Source organism: Pseudomonas batumici (assembly GCF_000820515.1).
GTDB lineage: Bacteria > Pseudomonadota > Gammaproteobacteria > Pseudomonadales > Pseudomonadaceae > Aquipseudomonas > Aquipseudomonas batumici.
In genome coordinates this window covers 34,859-50,515 of record NZ_JXDG01000014.1, presented here as the reverse complement: position 1 = coordinate 50,515, position 15,657 = coordinate 34,859, and the positions used below count along the sequence as shown (strand labels likewise).

General features: G+C 63.0%; 15 protein-coding genes. 7 read left to right on the top strand and 8 right to left on the bottom strand.

The annotated features are described in order from the left end of the window. Window positions 1-76 precede the first annotated feature (76 nt). From pcaF to pcaR, 4 genes are all read right to left on the bottom strand, one after another. The gene (pcaF, locus tag UCMB321_RS07180) at window positions 77-1,282 is read right to left on the bottom strand and encodes a 3-oxoadipyl-CoA thiolase (protein WP_209437139.1); all 1,206 of its coding nucleotides are present in this window, start codon (window positions 1,280-1,282) and stop codon (window positions 77-79) included. Next, entirely contained in the window at window positions 1,279-2,061 is a 783-nt protein-coding gene (locus UCMB321_RS07175) for a CoA-transferase subunit beta (protein ID WP_209437138.1), read from the bottom strand. Before UCMB321_RS07175 ends, pcaF begins: the two co-directional genes overlap by 4 nt. Then, window positions 2,058-2,915 (bottom strand): CoA transferase subunit A, encoded by an 858-nt coding sequence (locus tag UCMB321_RS07170; RefSeq protein WP_040064909.1) that lies wholly within the window; start codon window positions 2,913-2,915, stop codon window positions 2,058-2,060. Before UCMB321_RS07170 ends, UCMB321_RS07175 begins: the two co-directional genes overlap by 4 nt. A gap of 307 nt (window positions 2,916-3,222) precedes the next feature. Then, entirely contained in the window at window positions 3,223-4,065 is an 843-nt protein-coding gene (gene pcaR, locus UCMB321_RS07165) for a pca regulon transcriptional regulator PcaR (RefSeq protein WP_040064908.1), read from the bottom strand. Between the two features lie 618 nt (window positions 4,066-4,683). Here pcaR and UCMB321_RS07160 point away from each other — a divergent pair. Together UCMB321_RS07160 and UCMB321_RS07155 are read left to right on the top strand one after the other, a co-directional pair. Next, complete coding sequence (locus UCMB321_RS07160) at window positions 4,684-4,884, top strand: hypothetical protein (RefSeq protein ID WP_040064907.1); 201 nt, start codon at window positions 4,684-4,686, stop codon at window positions 4,882-4,884. Between the two features lie 215 nt (window positions 4,885-5,099). After that, the gene (locus tag UCMB321_RS07155) at window positions 5,100-6,581 is read left to right on the top strand and encodes an inorganic phosphate transporter (protein ID WP_040064906.1); all 1,482 of its coding nucleotides are present in this window, start codon (window positions 5,100-5,102) and stop codon (window positions 6,579-6,581) included. Between the two features lie 166 nt (window positions 6,582-6,747). Here UCMB321_RS07155 and ccoM read toward each other — a convergent pair whose 3' ends face one another. Continuing rightward, window positions 6,748-6,864 carry a cytochrome c oxidase subunit CcoM gene (ccoM, locus tag UCMB321_RS31585; RefSeq protein ID WP_040064905.1) on the bottom strand — a complete coding sequence of 39 codons (117 nt, stop codon included), beginning with the start codon at window positions 6,862-6,864 and terminating at the stop codon, window positions 6,748-6,750. A 144-nt stretch (window positions 6,865-7,008) separates the two neighbouring features. Beyond that, a complete protein-coding gene (locus UCMB321_RS31025; protein WP_017906116.1) occupies window positions 7,009-7,170 on the bottom strand; it encodes a hypothetical protein in 162 nt (53 codons plus the stop codon). A 189-nt stretch (window positions 7,171-7,359) separates the two neighbouring features. On the opposite strand from UCMB321_RS31025, the gene UCMB321_RS07145 reads away from it, so the two are divergent. From UCMB321_RS07145 to UCMB321_RS07135, 3 genes are all read left to right on the top strand, one after another. Further along, window positions 7,360-8,238 (top strand): LysR substrate-binding domain-containing protein, encoded by an 879-nt coding sequence (locus UCMB321_RS07145; protein WP_040064904.1) that lies wholly within the window; start codon window positions 7,360-7,362, stop codon window positions 8,236-8,238. 89 nt (window positions 8,239-8,327) lie between these two features. Further along, window positions 8,328-8,798: a RidA family protein gene (locus UCMB321_RS07140; protein ID WP_040064903.1), complete on the top strand. Its 471-nt coding sequence runs from the start codon at window positions 8,328-8,330 to the stop codon at window positions 8,796-8,798. Continuing rightward, on the top strand, window positions 8,795-10,024 hold the full coding sequence (locus UCMB321_RS07135; protein WP_040064902.1) for an aminotransferase class V-fold PLP-dependent enzyme: 1,230 nt from the start codon (window positions 8,795-8,797) through the stop codon (window positions 10,022-10,024). The genes UCMB321_RS07140 and UCMB321_RS07135 overlap by 4 nt, the downstream gene beginning before the upstream one ends. Here UCMB321_RS07135 and UCMB321_RS07130 read toward each other — a convergent pair. Beyond that, the gene (locus UCMB321_RS07130) at window positions 9,994-10,335 is read right to left on the bottom strand and encodes a hypothetical protein (RefSeq protein ID WP_040064901.1); all 342 of its coding nucleotides are present in this window, start codon (window positions 10,333-10,335) and stop codon (window positions 9,994-9,996) included. The genes UCMB321_RS07135 and UCMB321_RS07130 overlap by 31 nt on opposite strands. 245 nt (window positions 10,336-10,580) lie before the next feature. On the opposite strand from UCMB321_RS07130, the gene rapA reads away from it, so the two are divergent. Beyond that, window positions 10,581-13,427, top strand: a complete 2,847-nt coding sequence (rapA, locus tag UCMB321_RS07125; RefSeq protein WP_040064900.1) for an RNA polymerase-associated protein RapA — start codon at window positions 10,581-10,583, stop codon at window positions 13,425-13,427. 104 nt (window positions 13,428-13,531) lie between these two features. Here the strand turns inward: rapA and UCMB321_RS07120 are convergent, their stop codons facing one another. Beyond that, on the bottom strand, window positions 13,532-14,878 hold the full coding sequence (locus UCMB321_RS07120; protein WP_040064899.1) for a spinster family MFS transporter: 1,347 nt from the start codon (window positions 14,876-14,878) through the stop codon (window positions 13,532-13,534). 265 nt (window positions 14,879-15,143) lie between these two features. Here UCMB321_RS07120 and UCMB321_RS07115 point away from each other — a divergent pair, with 265 nt between their 5' ends. After that, window positions 15,144-15,512, top strand: coding sequence for a YkgJ family cysteine cluster protein (locus tag UCMB321_RS07115; protein WP_040064898.1), 369 nt, complete (start codon window positions 15,144-15,146; stop codon window positions 15,510-15,512). The last annotated feature ends 145 nt before the right edge of the window (window positions 15,513-15,657 follow it).

The following is a 15,657-nucleotide window of genomic DNA, read 5'->3' as shown; positions in this document are numbered from 1 at the left end:
CCTGTTTCGCAAGAACATTCGCCCGAATGACGGTGCGTGGCAGTCATCCGGGCGCCTGTTTTGTTGCCTGTGGATCTCAGATCCGTTCAATCGCCAGCGCCAGCCCCTGTCCGACACCGACACACATGGTCGCCAGGCCCTTGCTGCCGCCGGTCTTCTCCAACTGGTGGAGCGCCGTCAGCACCAGGCGGGCGCCGCTCATGCCCAACGGATGACCGAGGGCGATGGCCCCACCGTTCGGGTTGACCTGCGGCGCATCGTCGGCAATGCCCAGTTCACGCAGGACCGCCAGGCCCTGGCTGGCGAAGGCTTCGTTGAGTTCGATGACGTCGAAGTCACTGACGGCCAGCCCCAGGCGCTCGGTCAACTTGCGCACCGCCGGTACCGGGCCGATCCCCATGACCCGCGGCGCGACACCCGCGCTGGCCATGCCGAGCACCCGGGCACGCGGCGTCAGGCCGTGTTTCTTCACGGCCTCGGCAGACGCCAGGATCAGCGCCGCGGCCCCATCGTTGACACCGGACGCATTGCCGGCGGTGACGGTCTTGTCCGGGCCGTTGACCGGCTTGAGTTTGGCCAGGGCTTCCAGCGTCGTGTCGGCCCGTGGATGTTCATCCTGTGCCACCACGGTTTCGCCTTTCTTATGGGCGATACGCACCGGCACGATTTCTTCATCGAAGAAACCGGCGGCCTGAGCAACCGCCGTCCGTTGCTGGCTGCGCAGGGCAAACGCGTCCTGGTCGGCACGGGACACTCGATAGTCGTCCGCCACGTTATCGCCGGTCTGCGGCATCGCATCGACACCGTATTGGGCCTTCATCAGCGGGTTGATAAAGCGCCAGCCGATGGTGGTGTCTTCCAGTTTCATGTTGCGGGAAAACGCCGCGTCAGCCTTGCCCATCACGAAGGGTGCCCGGGACATGGACTCCACGCCGCCGGCAATCGCCAGTTCCATCTCGCCGCTGGCGATGGCGCGGAATGCGGTGCCGATCGCGTCCATGCCCGAGGCGCAGAGACGGTTGAGGGTCACGCCTGGAATGCTTTCCGGCAGCCCCGCCAACAACAGCGCCATGCGGGCAACGTTGCGGTTGTCTTCGCCGGCCTGGTTGGCGCAGCCGAGAAACACTTCATCGACCTCGCTCCAGTTCACCGACGGGTTACGTTCCATCAGCGCCTTGATCGGCACGGCCGCCAGGTCATCGGCGCGCACCGTGGACAGGCCGCCACCGAAGCGACCGATGGGAGTACGAATGGCGTCACAGATAAAGACGTCGCGCATCAGGCTTCTCCCGGGGTTTGGCCATGGGCCGCAGCGGTGCGGGCTTCGAGGTCACGCAGGGCGCTCAGTTCAAGCTCGGTCGGCGCGGCGGTGCTGTCCACCTGCTCGGCGAAACGCACGGCCCAGCCGGTGGCGGCGATCACTTGCTCGCGGGTCACGCCCGGATGCAGCGAGGTGACGATGAATTCGTTGCTCTGCGCTTCCGGCTCCATGATGCACAGGTCGGTGATGATCCCTACGGGACCGGCACCCGGCAGGCCCAGGCGCTTGCGCGAATCGCCGCCTTCGCCGTGACCGACGGAGGTGATGAAGTCCAGCTTGTCGACAAAGGAGCGCGACGACTGCTTGAGGATTATCAGCACGCTTTTCGCGGAGCCGGCGATTTCCGGCGCGCCACCGGCACCGGGCAGACGGACCTTGGGCGAGAAATAGTCGCCGACCACGGTGGTGTTGATATTGCCGAAACGGTCGACCTGGGCCGCGCCGAGAAAGCCGACATCGATGCGCCCGCCTTGCAGCCAATAGCGGAAGATCTCGCCGGTGGGGACCACGGTGTCGGCGGTTTCCGCCAACTCGCCGTCACCGATGGACAGCGGCAGCACACTGGGCTTGGCGCCAATCGGACCCGACTCGTAGATCAGCACCACGTCCGGCGAAGAAGTCAGGCGCGCGAGGTTGGCGGCCTTGGACGGCAGGCCGATGCCGACGAAGCAGACCGAACCGTTCTTCAGTCGACGGGCGGCGGCCACCGTCATCATTTCATTGGTGGTGTAGGTCATTATTCAGCCTCCGAGGCGTGGGCCAGCTTGCTCTGGAACTCGGCAAAGTTCGCGGTGCCATGGATGTACTCGGCGATCCAGGCGGTAAAGGTCGCGCGGTCACGGGCAATCGGATCCCAGGCCTGGTAGAAACGGTTATCGCGCTCGGTATAACCATGGGCGTAGGACGGGTGGGCGCCGCCGGGCACATGACACACGGCGCTCAGCGCCCAGGTCGGCAAGACACAGGCGTTCATCGGGGCCTGCAGGTCGTCGACGATTTCCTCGACGGTGACGATGCAGCGCTTGGCCGCCAGGGCCGCCTCCTTCTGCACACCGAGAATACCCCAGAGCAGCACGTTGCCCTTGCGGTCGGCTTTCTGGGCATGGATCACGGTGACGTCCGGGCGTACCGAGGGCACGGCGGCCAGCACTTCACCGGTGAACGGGCAGGTGACCGTCTTGATCAGCGGATTGACCTTCGGCAGGTCGGAACCGGCATAGGCCCGCAGTACCGCGAACGGCAAGCCGGAAGCACCGGCCACATAGGCATTGGCCAGGTCGGCGTGGCTGTGCTCTTCGATTTCCAGCGGATGCGGCCAGTGTTTCTCGACGGCGTCGCGCAGGCGGTGCAACGAGCCCACCCCCGGATTGCCGCCCCAGGAGAAAATCAGCTTGCGGGCGCAACCGGAACCGATGAGCTGGTCATAGATCAGATCGGGCGTCATGCGGACCAGCGTCAGGTCTTTCTTGCCCTGACGAATGATTTCATGACCCGCCGCAGTCGGAATCAGATGGGTGAAGCCTTCGAGCGCGACGGTATCGCCGTCGTTGACGAACTGCTTCACCGCTTCATGCAGCGAAAGGATTTCAGCCATGGGTGCAGACTCCCGGTTTCAACAAGCCTGAGGGACAGCGCGAGGTTCAGCGCCGTGATGAGCTCAGGTTAAGCCGGGGGGCGGCGGCCAAACAATCCGATAATCGATTAACCGTTCGATAATCGAACCGATTGTTTGCAAGCTACCGGTTTTATCCTTCAAGGCATTCGTCGCCTGGGAAACCGCATCGCGAGCAAGCTTGCTCCTACAGTGCTGTGTCGTACACATAACCTGTGATCGACACAAATTTGTAGGAGCAAGCTTGCTCGCGATGAACGATAACGCGGTCTCCTGCCAGGACTACAGCTCAGGAAAACAACTGCGCACTCAACTCGCGACTGGCCTTGAGCAAGCTCGGCAGGAAACGCTGCTCCAGCTCGCCGCAGCTGACCCGCCCGGCATGGGTGCTGATGTTCAGCGCCGCCAGCACTTGCCCGGAGGCGTCGTAGACCGGCACGGCAATGGAGCGCAAGCCCTGCTCCAGTTCCTGGTCGACAATGCACCAACCTTGCTGGCGAACCTGTTGCAGGCAGTCGAGCAAGGCTTCGGGGGTGTGCAGGGTCCGACTGGTCTTGGCGTGCAGGTCGGCGTGCTCGAGGTACTCGCGCAAGGAGGCATCGTCCAGCGCCGCCAACAGGATTCGCCCCATGGACGTGCAATAGGCCGGCAACCGGCCGCCCACCGACAGGTCGACCGAGATCAGGCGCTGGGTGGTGGCGGAACGGGCGATGTACAGAATGTCGTCGCCCTCCAGGGTCGCCATGTTGCAGGCTTCGTGCAGTTGCTCGCTCATGCGGTCGAGATAGGGTTGGGCCGATACGGCCAGGGGCGTGGACGACAGATAGGCGTGCCCCAGGGTCAGCACCTTGGGCAACAGCGAATAGGTACGCCCGTCGGTGGTGGCGTAGCCGAGCTTGATCAAGGTATGCAGGCAACGTCGCACGGCCGCACGGGGAATTTCCGTACGGTGGCTGATCTGCGCGATGGTCAGATGCCGCTTGCGTTCCTGGAACGCCTGCACCACCGCCAGGCCACGGGCCAGCGAAGTCATGAAGTCGGGGTCGCCGGTAAACGCCTGGATGCGCTTGGCCGGCGAGGCAACGATGGGCGGTGCCACGGAAGCGAAGGCATCACGCAGTTGGTCGTTCATTGCAAATCCCTTCTCTGCGGTGGAAGCCCATTACAGGCCGAGCCCGGGCCGATAGACAAGCCAGGGCAACGTGGTTTGGTTCGATTATCGAACCAATGACCGATAATCGCAATTGACCCTGATCGCCGCAGCTTATACCTTGGGCGTGCCGTCGTGGACTTCCCGGGATACTGGTCAGGTACCCACCGGGAGCTCCCTCGGTCCGGCCTCACCCACGAAGTGAGGCCGTTTTTTTACCCTTGGACGCGCCTCAGCGAGGGGCGATCAGGAAGTTGAACCGCGGTTCTGCAACAGAACCGGGATTCTATTTCCAAGTACCCGGCTTATTGCAGTGCAACTTGAGTTGATAACTGTCGTCAAAAAACAGGCAGCTGTTAGCCGGTCCTCAAGTTACAGTTAAAGATTCCTACATCACAAAACTCACCGACAAAGTTGACGAACTCCCCTATCTTCGCGATAGTGTGAGTCAAACCGACCGCTATAATACCCTGTACGACCATAAGGCCGTCCGGCCCGACAGTGGCTCCAACTGTCAGCGCTCAAACCCCGGATTGAACGACTCGTCAGGGCGGTTGCGTTTAATGGAACACAATAACCCAACTCAAATTAGGTAGTACTGTGACGAAAGACGAACTGCGCGCGGAACTTGAGCGCCAGGAACAACGTTACAAGGATGTTTACGGCGGGGCAGTCACCACCTACGCCGCGCAACCCGATCCAGAACGCAAACCCTGGCGCAAGCGAGCCAGTCTTCTGGACCAGGCTTTTACCCAGGAACTGCAAAAGATGGAAAAGGAACTCAAGGCCGAGGAGCCCTAGGCTTATCGCTATTGAACCTTTTCGGGCCCTGCCCTTCGCCGCCTGGCCTTTCCTACCCGGACAACGCCAGGCCCGCCGGATGCCAAGAATTGCGCCACCCGCGTGTCAACCGTCGGCCCTGACCACCCGCTCAGGTCAAATGGTATCAGGCAGGCCCTCACTTGAAAGTTTTCTGGCATAATCGCGCCCCCTTATGACCGGGTCAGAAAACCTTCATGATCGATTTATTCAGCGGACTGGATGTCTGGGTACTTGTGAGCCTGGTGCTCGCCCTGGCCTTTGTCCTCAGCTTCGAGTTCATCAACGGCTTTCATGACACCGCTAACGCGGTGGCCACCGTTATCTACACCAAAGCCATGCCGCCCGAACTGGCAGTGTTCTTTTCCGGCCTGTTCAACTTCCTCGGCGTGCTGATGGGTGGGGTGGGCGTTGCCTATGCCATCGTCCACCTGCTGCCGGTCGAACTGCTGATCAACGTCAACACCGGACATGGCCTGGCCATGGTGTTCTCCCTGCTCGCGGCGGCCATCGCCTGGAACCTGGGCACCTGGTACTTCGGTATCCCGGCCTCCAGTTCCCACACCCTGATCGGCTCGATCCTCGGGGTCGGCCTGGCCAACGCCCTGCTCACCGGGATTCCCGTGAGCGAGGGGGTGAACTGGCAGAAAGCCGTGGATATCGGCGCCTCGCTGGTCTTCTCGCCGATTGCCGGCCTGGTGCTGGCGGGCCTGCTGCTGGTCGGCCTGAAATGGTGGCGACCGCTGTCCAAGATGCACAAGACCCCGGAACAACGGCGCAAGATCGACGACAAGAAGCACCCGCCGTTCTGGAACCGCATGGTACTGGTGATCTCCGCCATGGCGGTAAGCTTCGTGCACGGCTCCAACGATGGCCAGAAAGGCATCGGCCTGATCATGCTGGTGCTGATCGGTATCGTGCCGGCGCAGTTCGTCCTGGACCTGAGCACCACCACTTACCAGATCGAACGCACCCGCGACGCGACCCTGCACCTGAGCCAGTTCTATCAGCGCAACCACGAAACCCTGAGCGACTTCCTCGCCCTGGGTAAAAACGTGGTGGACGACATGCCGGGCAAATTCCGCTGCAACCCGCAACGGACCGAGCCGACCATCAACGCCCTGATGAGCAACCTCACCGGCGTGACCGACTACCATTCGCTGTCGGCGGAAAAACGCATTGAAGTGCGCCGCGACCTGTTGTGCCTGGATGACACCGCGAAGAAAGTCGGCAAGTTGCCCGGCCTGGATTCCCGTGAAAAGGCCGACCTGGAAAAACTGCGCAAGGACCTGACCGCCACCACCGAATACGCGCCGTTCTGGGTGATCATGGCGGTTGCACTGGCCCTGGGCCTGGGCCTGGGCACCATGATCGGCTGGAAACGTGTGGTACTGACCATCGGCGAGAAGATCGGCAAGCAGGGCATGACCTATGCCCAGGGCATGTCGGCGCAGATCACCACCGCCGGTCTGATCGGCCTGGCGAACATCGTCGCCCTGCCCGTCTCGACCACCCACGTGTTGTCCTCCGGTGTGGCCGGGACCATGCTTGCCAGCAAAAGCGGCCTGCAAGGCAGCACCATCAAGACCATCCTGCTGGCCTGGGTCCTGACCCTGCCGATGACCATCGGCTTGTCCGCCGGCCTGTTCTGGTTGGCGACGAAGATACTCGGCAACTGACCCCGGTCGGATAATAAAAAAGGTGCGCTCCCATCGGGACCGCACCTTTTTTTATTTCATTCTATGACCGGCCTGGATACCGTCGACCGGCTGCTCCTACAAAAAAAGCAAAAAAAGGGCGACCGAAGTCGCCCAAAATGCCTTGCGTGCTCGTTCCCTGGAAGCTCTACGGTTTCTTCCGTTTATGTGAGTCTTTCCAGATAAAAATTCCAAAACCGGCGAAGAACATCACCATGAGGCCAACCGTCAGCACTCCGGCGATCACCACGTTATCGAAGAACATGACTGGCCTCCTGCACTTGCCCTGTTGCGATGGAGCTAAGTTAGCCCAGCGGGCACAGTGGGAAATTGACCAGGGTCAATGCCGTCCAGGGCTGGGCGCGGGAGAAAGGGAATAACTGATCCATATCAAGAATCAGCGGGGGTATCAGCGCTTTTTCGGTTTGTTCTTCGGTTTCTTCTTGCCCTTGCCCAACGGCATGGCCTGTTCGAACGCCTGGCGAACTTCGTTCAAGCGTTTTTCGTTGAGATCATGGACGCGCTTGGCCCGTTCGGCATTAAGGTCGATCAACTTGTCGTCTTGGCTCATGGTCACACTACGTCGCTATCAGTCGAGTTCCATCGAAGCACCACCCTGGGCAGCCTTCGACACACGCTACCGCTTAATAATGCGGGCAAGTGTGGCGGTTATCCAGACCTCCCGCTCAACAAGGCCTGGGCAGTCCCGCGATTTCCCAGCACAATCCCTGACCCCGATTGAATGCAAAGGAGAACTGAAGTGGCACTGCACCAGGATCTCCCGCCGTTGATGGCCCTGCGCGCCTTCGAGGCCGTGGCCCGCCATCTGAGCTTTATCAAGGCCGCCGATGAGCTGTGCGTCAGTCAAAGCGCTATCAGTCATCAGGTACAGAAACTCGAACAGCATCTGGGCCAGCGACTATTTGTCCGACGCACTCGCGCCATTGATCTCACAGAAGAAGGCGGCCAGTACTACCTGCAAATCCGCCCGGCACTGGAACAGATCGCCCAGGCGACGCAACGGTTCAACCAGCCCCGGCAAAACCAGGTACTGCGTATCGGTTTGCTCGCCTCCTTCGCCACCCTCTGGCTGGCACCGCGCCTGGCCGGTTTCACCCGTCGTTACCCGCAGATCCGGGTCGAGCTGAAACCTTCGGTCCAACTGGCCGATGTGGCCGGCGCCGAGGTGGACCTGGCGATCCGCTATGGCAAAGGCGGCTGGCCCCATGTCAACGCCGTGCGCCTGATGGGCGAACGGCTCTTTCCGGTGTGCAGCCCAGCCTTCAAGGCCGCCGGTGTCGAGCAGGGTCCGTTGCTCATGTCACAGGCACCGCAACCGTTCGAATGGATCGATTGGTCCCGCCATCATCACCTCGACGTCCAGCGCTACCCCTGCGTCATGCTCCACGACTACAACATCGTGGTCGAAGCAGCCATCGCCGGACAAGGCATCGCCATGGGCCGCCAGCGCCTGATCGAGCGACGCCTCAAGGAGGGCGTACTGGTGAATGCCTTCGACCAACCGGCCTATGAAAGCGAGATCGGCTACTGGCTGGTCAAGCCCAACGCGGCGCTGAGCCCCGCCGCCGAATGTTTCCGTGAGTGGTTGGTGGAGCAATGCAACTCAGCTGACACATGAGTTATCTGGATACGTCGGATTGAATCTATCCGTTTGTCGCCCCATCGGCGGCCCCGCATGCTCAAGCCTCTTTCCCCGGAGGTTTGCCCATGAATCATTCCCTGTCCGACCGAGTGGCCCAACTGGGCCTGAGCCTGCCGCAGCCTGGCCAGCCGATCGCCAACTACGTGAACTACGTCATCAGCCAACATCAGCTGTTCATTTCCGGGCAGATTCCCCTGCAGGACGGCAAACCGGCCTTTATCGGTCGCCTGGGCGACACCCTGGACGAAGCAGAAGGCGCGCAGGCGGCGGAACTCGCCGCGCTCGGCCTGCTGGCACAACTGGGCCACGCCCTTGACGACGATCTGTCACGCCTGGTGCGGATCGTCCGGCTGGGGGTCTTTGTCGCCAGCAGCCCCGACTTCCAGCGCCAGGGGGCGGTGGCCAACGGTGCGTCCAACCTGCTGGTCAATGCCCTCGGCGACAAGGGTCGCCATGCGCGTACCGCCATCGGTGTCGCCAGCCTGCCCAGCGGTGTTGCGGTGGAGATCGACGCGATTTTCGAGCTGCGCCCATGAGCGACACACTGGCTGACGAGATCGTCCACCTGCGTGCCGCCACCCCCGGCTGCGCCCGGGTGATCCATTTCAATCACGCCGGCGCCTCCCTGCCCAGCCAGGCCACGCTGGACGCCATCACCACCCAGCTGCTGCGCGAAGCGACCCTGGGCCCGATGGAGGCCGGTGTCGAAGGCGCCAGACTGCAGGAAGAGGCTCGCCAGTGGGCGGCACGACTGCTGGGCACCGACAGCGCCGCCATCGCCTTCACCAGCAGCGGTTCGGCAGCCTGGGGCATGGCATTCAATGCCCTGGGCAGCTGGCAACCCGGCGACCGGATCCTGGTGGGACGGCATGAATGGGGCGGCAACCTGGCCTGCATGACCCAGGCCGTCCAGTCCGGAGCCCGGCTCGAGGTGATTCCCTGTGACGAGAACGGCGCGGTGTCGGTGCCCGCCCTGGAGCGGATGATCGACTCCCGCGTTCGGCTGATCGCCCTGACCTGGCTACCGGCCAACGGCGGCCTGATCAACCCGGCCCAGGCCATCGGCGCAGTGGCACGGCGTCATGGTATCGCCTACTTCATCGATGCCGGACAGGCCTTGGGGCAGATGCCCTGCGATGTCCAAGCCTTGGGTTGCGATGTGCTCAAGGGCGCCGCGCGCAAGTTCCTGCGCGGACCTCGGGGCACCGCGCTGCTGTATGTACGCCCGGGCTTCATGGCGCAACTCAGGCCAGCCCAGCTGGATGTGCTCTCGGCGCCCTGGGACGGCCACGCCTTCACCCCGCGGGCCGATGCCCGACGCTTCGAAACCAGCGAAGTCTCCCTGGCGCTGCTGGCCGGGCTGGCGAATGCGTTGAAAGAAGCCGCAGAGCTGGGCATCGAGCGCATTCATCGACGCATCCAGCGGTTGAGCCAGACACTGCGTCAGGCGCTTGGGCAGATCAACGGCCTTGAACTGCGCGACCTGGGCCTACCCGGGCAACAATCCGGGCTGATCGCGTTCACACTGGAAGGTTGGGACGCTTTTGCACTGAAACAACGGCTGGCCGAAAGTGGCATCAACCTGGGGGCCAATGGCACGGCTTATACGCCACTGGACATGCAGGCCCGGGACCTGCCGGCCATTGCGAGGATCGCTGTCAGCTATCTCAATACCGAGGAGGAAATCGACACCCTGCTCAACGCCCTGCGGGCGCTGGCCAACGAGGGTCATCAGACTTCGACGTCCACCAGCAGCCCCTGACGCGGCTGATCTTCCATCAGCGCCACCACGGGCACGGTGTTGTCGGCATTCAACTCATGGCCCGGAACGGCCAGGTGCAGCTCCGGGTCGTCATCGGCCTCGCGCCGACGTTGCTGCTGTTCCTGCTTGCGCCGCTGCTCCTCGCGCAGCAGCCGGCCGGACTCTTCCGGGTTACGTTTTTGCAGGTCGATGGTACTTTCATTGGAGCTTTCCTGGACCGGCACCACGGGCGGGATATCCGGTCGCTGTCGAATCGGATCCGTCTGGGATGTAACCGGTACGACACTCAGGGGCAGTATCGGTGGCAGCATGGTGGTTTTCTCCTGTCATCAGGCTGTCGGCGGCGCGCCCGGCGACTTGAGCGCGGCAGACTCAAAGTGTGACCGGATAGACACACAAAGGTGCCCGACATCCCGATGAGCTACCCTTTTCCCCAGGTCTCGCCTCTACAGGGCCGGGATGCTGGCTAAAAGCACGGTATTTGTGAGCTTCTTTTGGCCTGAAAGCATCGATTCCGTTAAGATAGTCGGCTTTTTCAAGGCGGGAGTCAGGCAGCATGGCGCAGCAGTATCAACCGGGGCAACGCTGGATCAGTGACAGCGAAGCGGAGTTGGGTTTAGGCACCGTTCTGGCACAGGACGGCCGCTTGTTGACCGTGCTCTACCCGGCCACTGGCGACACCCGCCAGTATGCGCTACGGAATGCGCCCCTGACCCGCGTGCGGTTCTCGCCGGGCGACACCATCACCCACTTCGAAGGCTGGAAAATGACCGTGCGCGAAGTCGACGATGTCGACGGACTGCTGGTCTACCATGGCCTCAACGGGCAGAACGAAACCGTCACGCTGCCGGAAACCCAGCTGTCGAACTTCATCCAGTTCCGCCTGGCCAGCGACCGCCTGTTCGCCGGGCAGATCGACCCGCTGCCCTGGTTCTCGCTGCGCTACCACACCCTGGAACACACCAGCCGCCAGTTGCAGTCCTCGCTCTGGGGCCTGGGTGGCGTGCGCGCGCAACCGATCGCCCACCAACTGCACATCGCCCGGGAAGTCGCCGACCGGATCGCCCCACGGGTCCTGCTGGCCGACGAAGTGGGCCTGGGCAAGACCATCGAAGCCGGCCTGGTGATCCATCGCCAACTGCTCTCGGGCCGCGCCAACCGCATCCTGATCCTGGTGCCGGAGAACCTGCAGCACCAGTGGCTGGTGGAAATGCGCCGGCGCTTCAACCTGCAGGTCGCGCTGTTCGACGCCGAACGCTTTATCGAAAGCGATGCCAGCAACCCGTTCGAAGACACCCAGCTGGCCCTGGTGGCCCTGGAGTGGCTGGTGGACGACGAGAAGGCCCAGGATGCGCTGTTCGCCGCCGGCTGGGACCTGATGGTGGTCGACGAAGCCCACCACCTGGTCTGGCATGAAGACCAGGTCAGCCCGGAATACGCCCTGGTCGAACAACTGGCCGAGACCATTCCCGGCGTCCTGCTGCTGACCGCGACCCCGGAACAACTGGGCCAGGACAGCCACTTCGCCCGCCTGCGCCTGCTCGACCCGAACCGCTTCCACGACCTGAAGGCCTTCCGCGCCGAGAGCGAGAACTATCGCCCGGTGGCCGAAGCCGTGCAGGAGCTGCTGGACAAAGGCCGCCTGTCGCCTGCCGCGCATAAAACCATCCAGGGTTTCCTCGGCGACGAAGGCGAGGCCCTGCTGACCGCCATCAATGACGGCGACAGCGAGGCCAGCGCCCGCCTGGTGCGCGAGCTGCTGGACCGCCACGGCACCGGCCGCGTGCTGTTCCGCAACACCCGCGCCGCCGTGCAGGGTTTCCCGGAGCGCAAGCTGCACGCCTACCCGCTGCCCTGCCCGGACGAATACCTCGAACTGCCGCTGGGTGAGCACGCCGAGCTGTACCCGGAAGTCAGCTTCCAGGCCCAGCCGGACATTGACGACGAAACCCGCTGGTGGCGCTTCGACCCGCGCGTCGAGTGGCTGATCGACCAGTTGAAAATGCTCAAGCGCACCAAGGTCCTGGTGATCTGCGCCCACGCCGAAACCGCCATGGATCTGGAGGACGCCCTGCGCGTGCGCTCCGGCATTCCGGCCACGGTCTTCCACGAAGGCATGAACATCCTCGAACGCGACCGCGCCGCCGCCTACTTCGCCGACGAAGAGTTCGGCGCCCAGGTGCTGATCTGCTCGGAAATCGGCAGTGAGGGTCGCAACTTCCAGTTCGCCCACCACCTGGTGCTGTTCGACCTGCCGTCCCATCCGGACCTGCTGGAGCAGCGGATCGGTCGTCTGGACCGGATCGGCCAGAAACACGTGATCGAACTGCACGCGCCCTACCTGGAAACCAGCCCGCAAGAGCGCCTGTTCCAGTGGTATCACGAAGCGCTGAACGCCTTCCTCAACACCTGCCCGACCGGCAACGCCTTGCAGCACCAGTTCGGCCCGCGTCTGCTGCCGCTGCTGGAAAATGCCGACGACAGCCAGTGGCAAGCCCTGATCGACGAAGCCCGCGCCGAGCGCGAGCGCCTGGAAGACGAGCTGCACACCGGCCGCGACCGCCTGCTGGAACTCAACTCCGGTGGCGCCGGCGAAGGTGACGCGCTGGTCGAGGCGATCCATGAACAGGACGACCAGTTCGCCCTGCCTATCTATATGGAAACCCTGTTCGACGCCTTCGGCATCGACAGCGAGGACCATTCGGAAAACGCCCTGATCCTCAAGCCGAGCGAGAAGATGCTCGACGCCAGCTTCCCGCTGGGCGACGACGAAGGCGTGACCATCACCTACGACCGCAACCAGGCGCTATCGCGCGAAGACATGCAGTTCATCACCTGGGAACACCCGATGGTGCAGGGCGGCATGGACCTGGTGCTGTCCGGTTCGATGGGCAACACCGCCGTGGCGCTGATCAAGAACAAGGCGCTCAAGCCCGGCACCGTGTTGCTGGAGCTGCTCTATGTCAGCGAAGTAGTCGCACCGCGCTCGCTGCAACTGGGTCGCTACCTGCCACCGGCGGCACTGCGCTGCCTGCTGGATGCCAATGGCAACGACCTGTCGGCACGGGTGTCCTTCGAAACCCTGAACGACCAGCTGGAAAGCGTGCCAAAGGCCAGCGCCAACAAGTTCATCCAGGCCCAGCGCGACAGCCTGACGCCGAAGATCAATGCGGGCGAAGCCAAGATCGCGCCGCGTCACGCCGAGCGCGTGGCCGAGGCGCAACGTCGCCTGGCCGCCGATACCGAGGAAGAGCTGGCGCGCCTGACCGCGTTGCAGGCGGTCAACCCGAGCGTGCGCGACAGCGAACTGATGGCCCTGCGCCAACAGCGTGAGCAAGGCCTGGCGATGCTGGAGAAAGCCGCGCTGCGCCTGGAAGCGATTCGGGTGCTGGTAGCCGGCTGACACACCACCCTGTAGGAGCTGGCTTGCCGGCGATAGGGACCTCGAGGCTTGCATCGCCCATGATGGCCTCATCGCTGGCAAGCCAGCTCCTACAGGGTTCAGTGTCAAGCGGTAACCGGTGCCACCCCCGGCTCATCCGCCGCCATCCCCTCGCGCATGCGCCGTGCATCCTTGCTGAAACACCGCGCCGCCTGGAACAGAAACACCAGCGTCAACAACAGGGCTCCGGGAATCAGGTACATCGCATCATGCAGCCCGACCGCCTTGAACGCCTCGCTCATCTGCTCGGCTCCCGCCGCCAGCATCGCTGCATGGGCGAAATGATCGGAGAGCAGCCCCACCACCACCGGCCCCAGGCCACCGCCCAATAGATACAAACCGGCAAAGTAGACGGCCATGGCCGTCGCCCGCAGCCGTGGCTCGACCACGTCCTGAATTGCCGTATAGACGCAGGTATAGAAGTTGTAGGCAAACAGCCAGCCGACACTGAACACCACCACGAACACAGCGATCTCGATCCGCCCGGCGTGCAACGCCCAGGCCGTGGTCAGCGTCGAGATCACCAGGCTCACCGCCGCGAACAACAGCCGACCATTGGCAATGCGCTGATGAAGCTTGTCCGCGACCCAACCGCCCAGCGTCAAGCCGATCAACCCGGTGACCCCGACAATCAAACCGGTCGCCACCGCCGCTTCCTGCAAAGGCATCAGGAAATAGCGCTGCAACATCGGCACCAGAAACGAGTTGCAGGCGTAGGTGGCGAAGTTGAAAGTCAGCCCCGCCAGCACCAGCCAGAGAAACGTCGGAATCGCCATCAGGCGCCGCACGGGACGGTCGACCTTCTCCTGGGACACCTTCACCGTTTCCGCCGCACCGCGTTTCGGTTCCTTGATGAAGAACATGAATACCGCCAGCAGCAGCCCCGGCACTGCGGCGATAAAGAACGGCGCGCGCCAGCTGTCGAAGGCCTTGACCATCGCGCCGGTGGTGAAGAACGCCAGCACCAGCCCCAACGGCAAGCCCAGCATGAAGATCCCCATGGCCCGCGCCCGACGGTGCGCCGGGAACAGGTCGCCGATCAGCGAGTTGGCCGCCGGCGCATAGCTGGCCTCACCGATCCCCACGCCCATGCGCACCAGCAGGAAGGTCGCGAAACTGCCCACCAGACCATTCGCCGCCGTCAGTCCACTCCAGGCCGCCAGGCCCCAGCCCATCAGCTTGCGCCGCGAGCCATTGTCGGCCATCCGCCCCAGGGGCAGGCCGGCAATGGCATAGACAATCGTGAACGCGGTGCCGATGATGCCGATCTGGAAGTCGCTCAGGTGCCACTCCATGCGGATCGGCTCGATGATGATCGCCGGCAGGGTACGGTCGTAGAAGTTGAAGAGGTTGGCGAGGAACAACAGGAACAGAATGCGCCAGGCATTCGCCGCTTGGGTCGAGTTCTGCATGGGGTCCGTCTCTTTATTGTTATAGGGGCTGGCCCGCCAGACGCGTTAAGCCCGGAACCCTCAATCTAGTGAGCAGGACCGGGACTGTCTGCCACCATTCGTGGCGCTGATACCCGGCAATGCCCTGCGCACCCTGCCCTGTCACCCCATCGCCGCGGCACCGACGCAGGCCCTGCAAAAAAATACCGTGCCACCCCCTTCCAAAGCCCGGGCCGAAGCCTAGAATAGCCGCCGATCCCCTCCCCCACTTGCTCCGTGACCTTCCATGCCCGACGCTAATCCGTGCCTGAATTGTGGTGCCTGCTGCGCTCATTTCCGCGTGTCTTTCTATTGGGGAGAATGCGCCTCGGCCGGCGGGCTGGTACCCGACGAACTGGTCACCCAGGTCAGCCCCAACCACGTCGCCATGCTCGGCACCGAACGCCGCCCCGTTCGCTGCACCGCCCTGGAGGGTGAAGTCGGCCAGCAGACCAGTTGCTCGATCTACCACCAACGTTCCAGTACCTGCCGGGAGTTCGAGGCCTCATGGGTCGACGGCGTGCACAACGATCACTGTGACAAGGCGCGCGCGGCTTTCGGGCTGCCACCGCTGGAGCAGGAACAGGTCGATTTTTTAGTACCCATTGCTATTTAGATTATTGCCAAATCATTGGCATCACTGTGCCATCCCCCTCTTGCGGCCCGACGCACGCGTCTTCAGCCCCACTTCATCGGAATGCAGTCGCTGCACCGGCTCAATCAGCGTCTACACTCGCCTCCCGGCACGTTCAATCCGCGGG

Excerpts from the sequence above, each read along its gene's own strand:
- UCMB321_RS07170 (WP_040064909.1), bottom strand. The coding sequence starts at position 2,915 with ATGGCTGAAATCCTTTCGCTGCATGAAGCGGTGAAGCAGTTCGTCAAC.
- pcaR (WP_040064908.1), bottom strand. The coding sequence starts at position 4,065 with ATGAACGACCAACTGCGTGATGCCTTCGCTTCCGTGGCACCGCCCATC.
- UCMB321_RS07155 (WP_040064906.1), top strand. The coding sequence starts at position 5,100 with ATGATCGATTTATTCAGCGGACTGGATGTCTGGGTACTTGTGAGCCTG.
- ccoM (WP_040064905.1), bottom strand. The coding sequence starts at position 6,864 with ATGTTCTTCGATAACGTGGTGATCGCCGGAGTGCTGACGGTTGGCCTC.
- UCMB321_RS31025 (WP_017906116.1), bottom strand. The coding sequence starts at position 7,170 with ATGAGCCAAGACGACAAGTTGATCGACCTTAATGCCGAACGGGCCAAG.
- UCMB321_RS07140 (WP_040064903.1), top strand. The coding sequence starts at position 8,328 with ATGAATCATTCCCTGTCCGACCGAGTGGCCCAACTGGGCCTGAGCCTG.
- UCMB321_RS07135 (WP_040064902.1), top strand. The coding sequence starts at position 8,795 with ATGAGCGACACACTGGCTGACGAGATCGTCCACCTGCGTGCCGCCACC.
- UCMB321_RS07130 (WP_040064901.1), bottom strand. The coding sequence starts at position 10,335 with ATGCTGCCACCGATACTGCCCCTGAGTGTCGTACCGGTTACATCCCAG.
- rapA (WP_040064900.1), top strand. The coding sequence starts at position 10,581 with ATGGCGCAGCAGTATCAACCGGGGCAACGCTGGATCAGTGACAGCGAA.
- UCMB321_RS07120 (WP_040064899.1), bottom strand. The coding sequence starts at position 14,878 with ATGCAGAACTCGACCCAAGCGGCGAATGCCTGGCGCATTCTGTTCCTG.
- UCMB321_RS07115 (WP_040064898.1), top strand. The coding sequence starts at position 15,144 with ATGCCCGACGCTAATCCGTGCCTGAATTGTGGTGCCTGCTGCGCTCAT.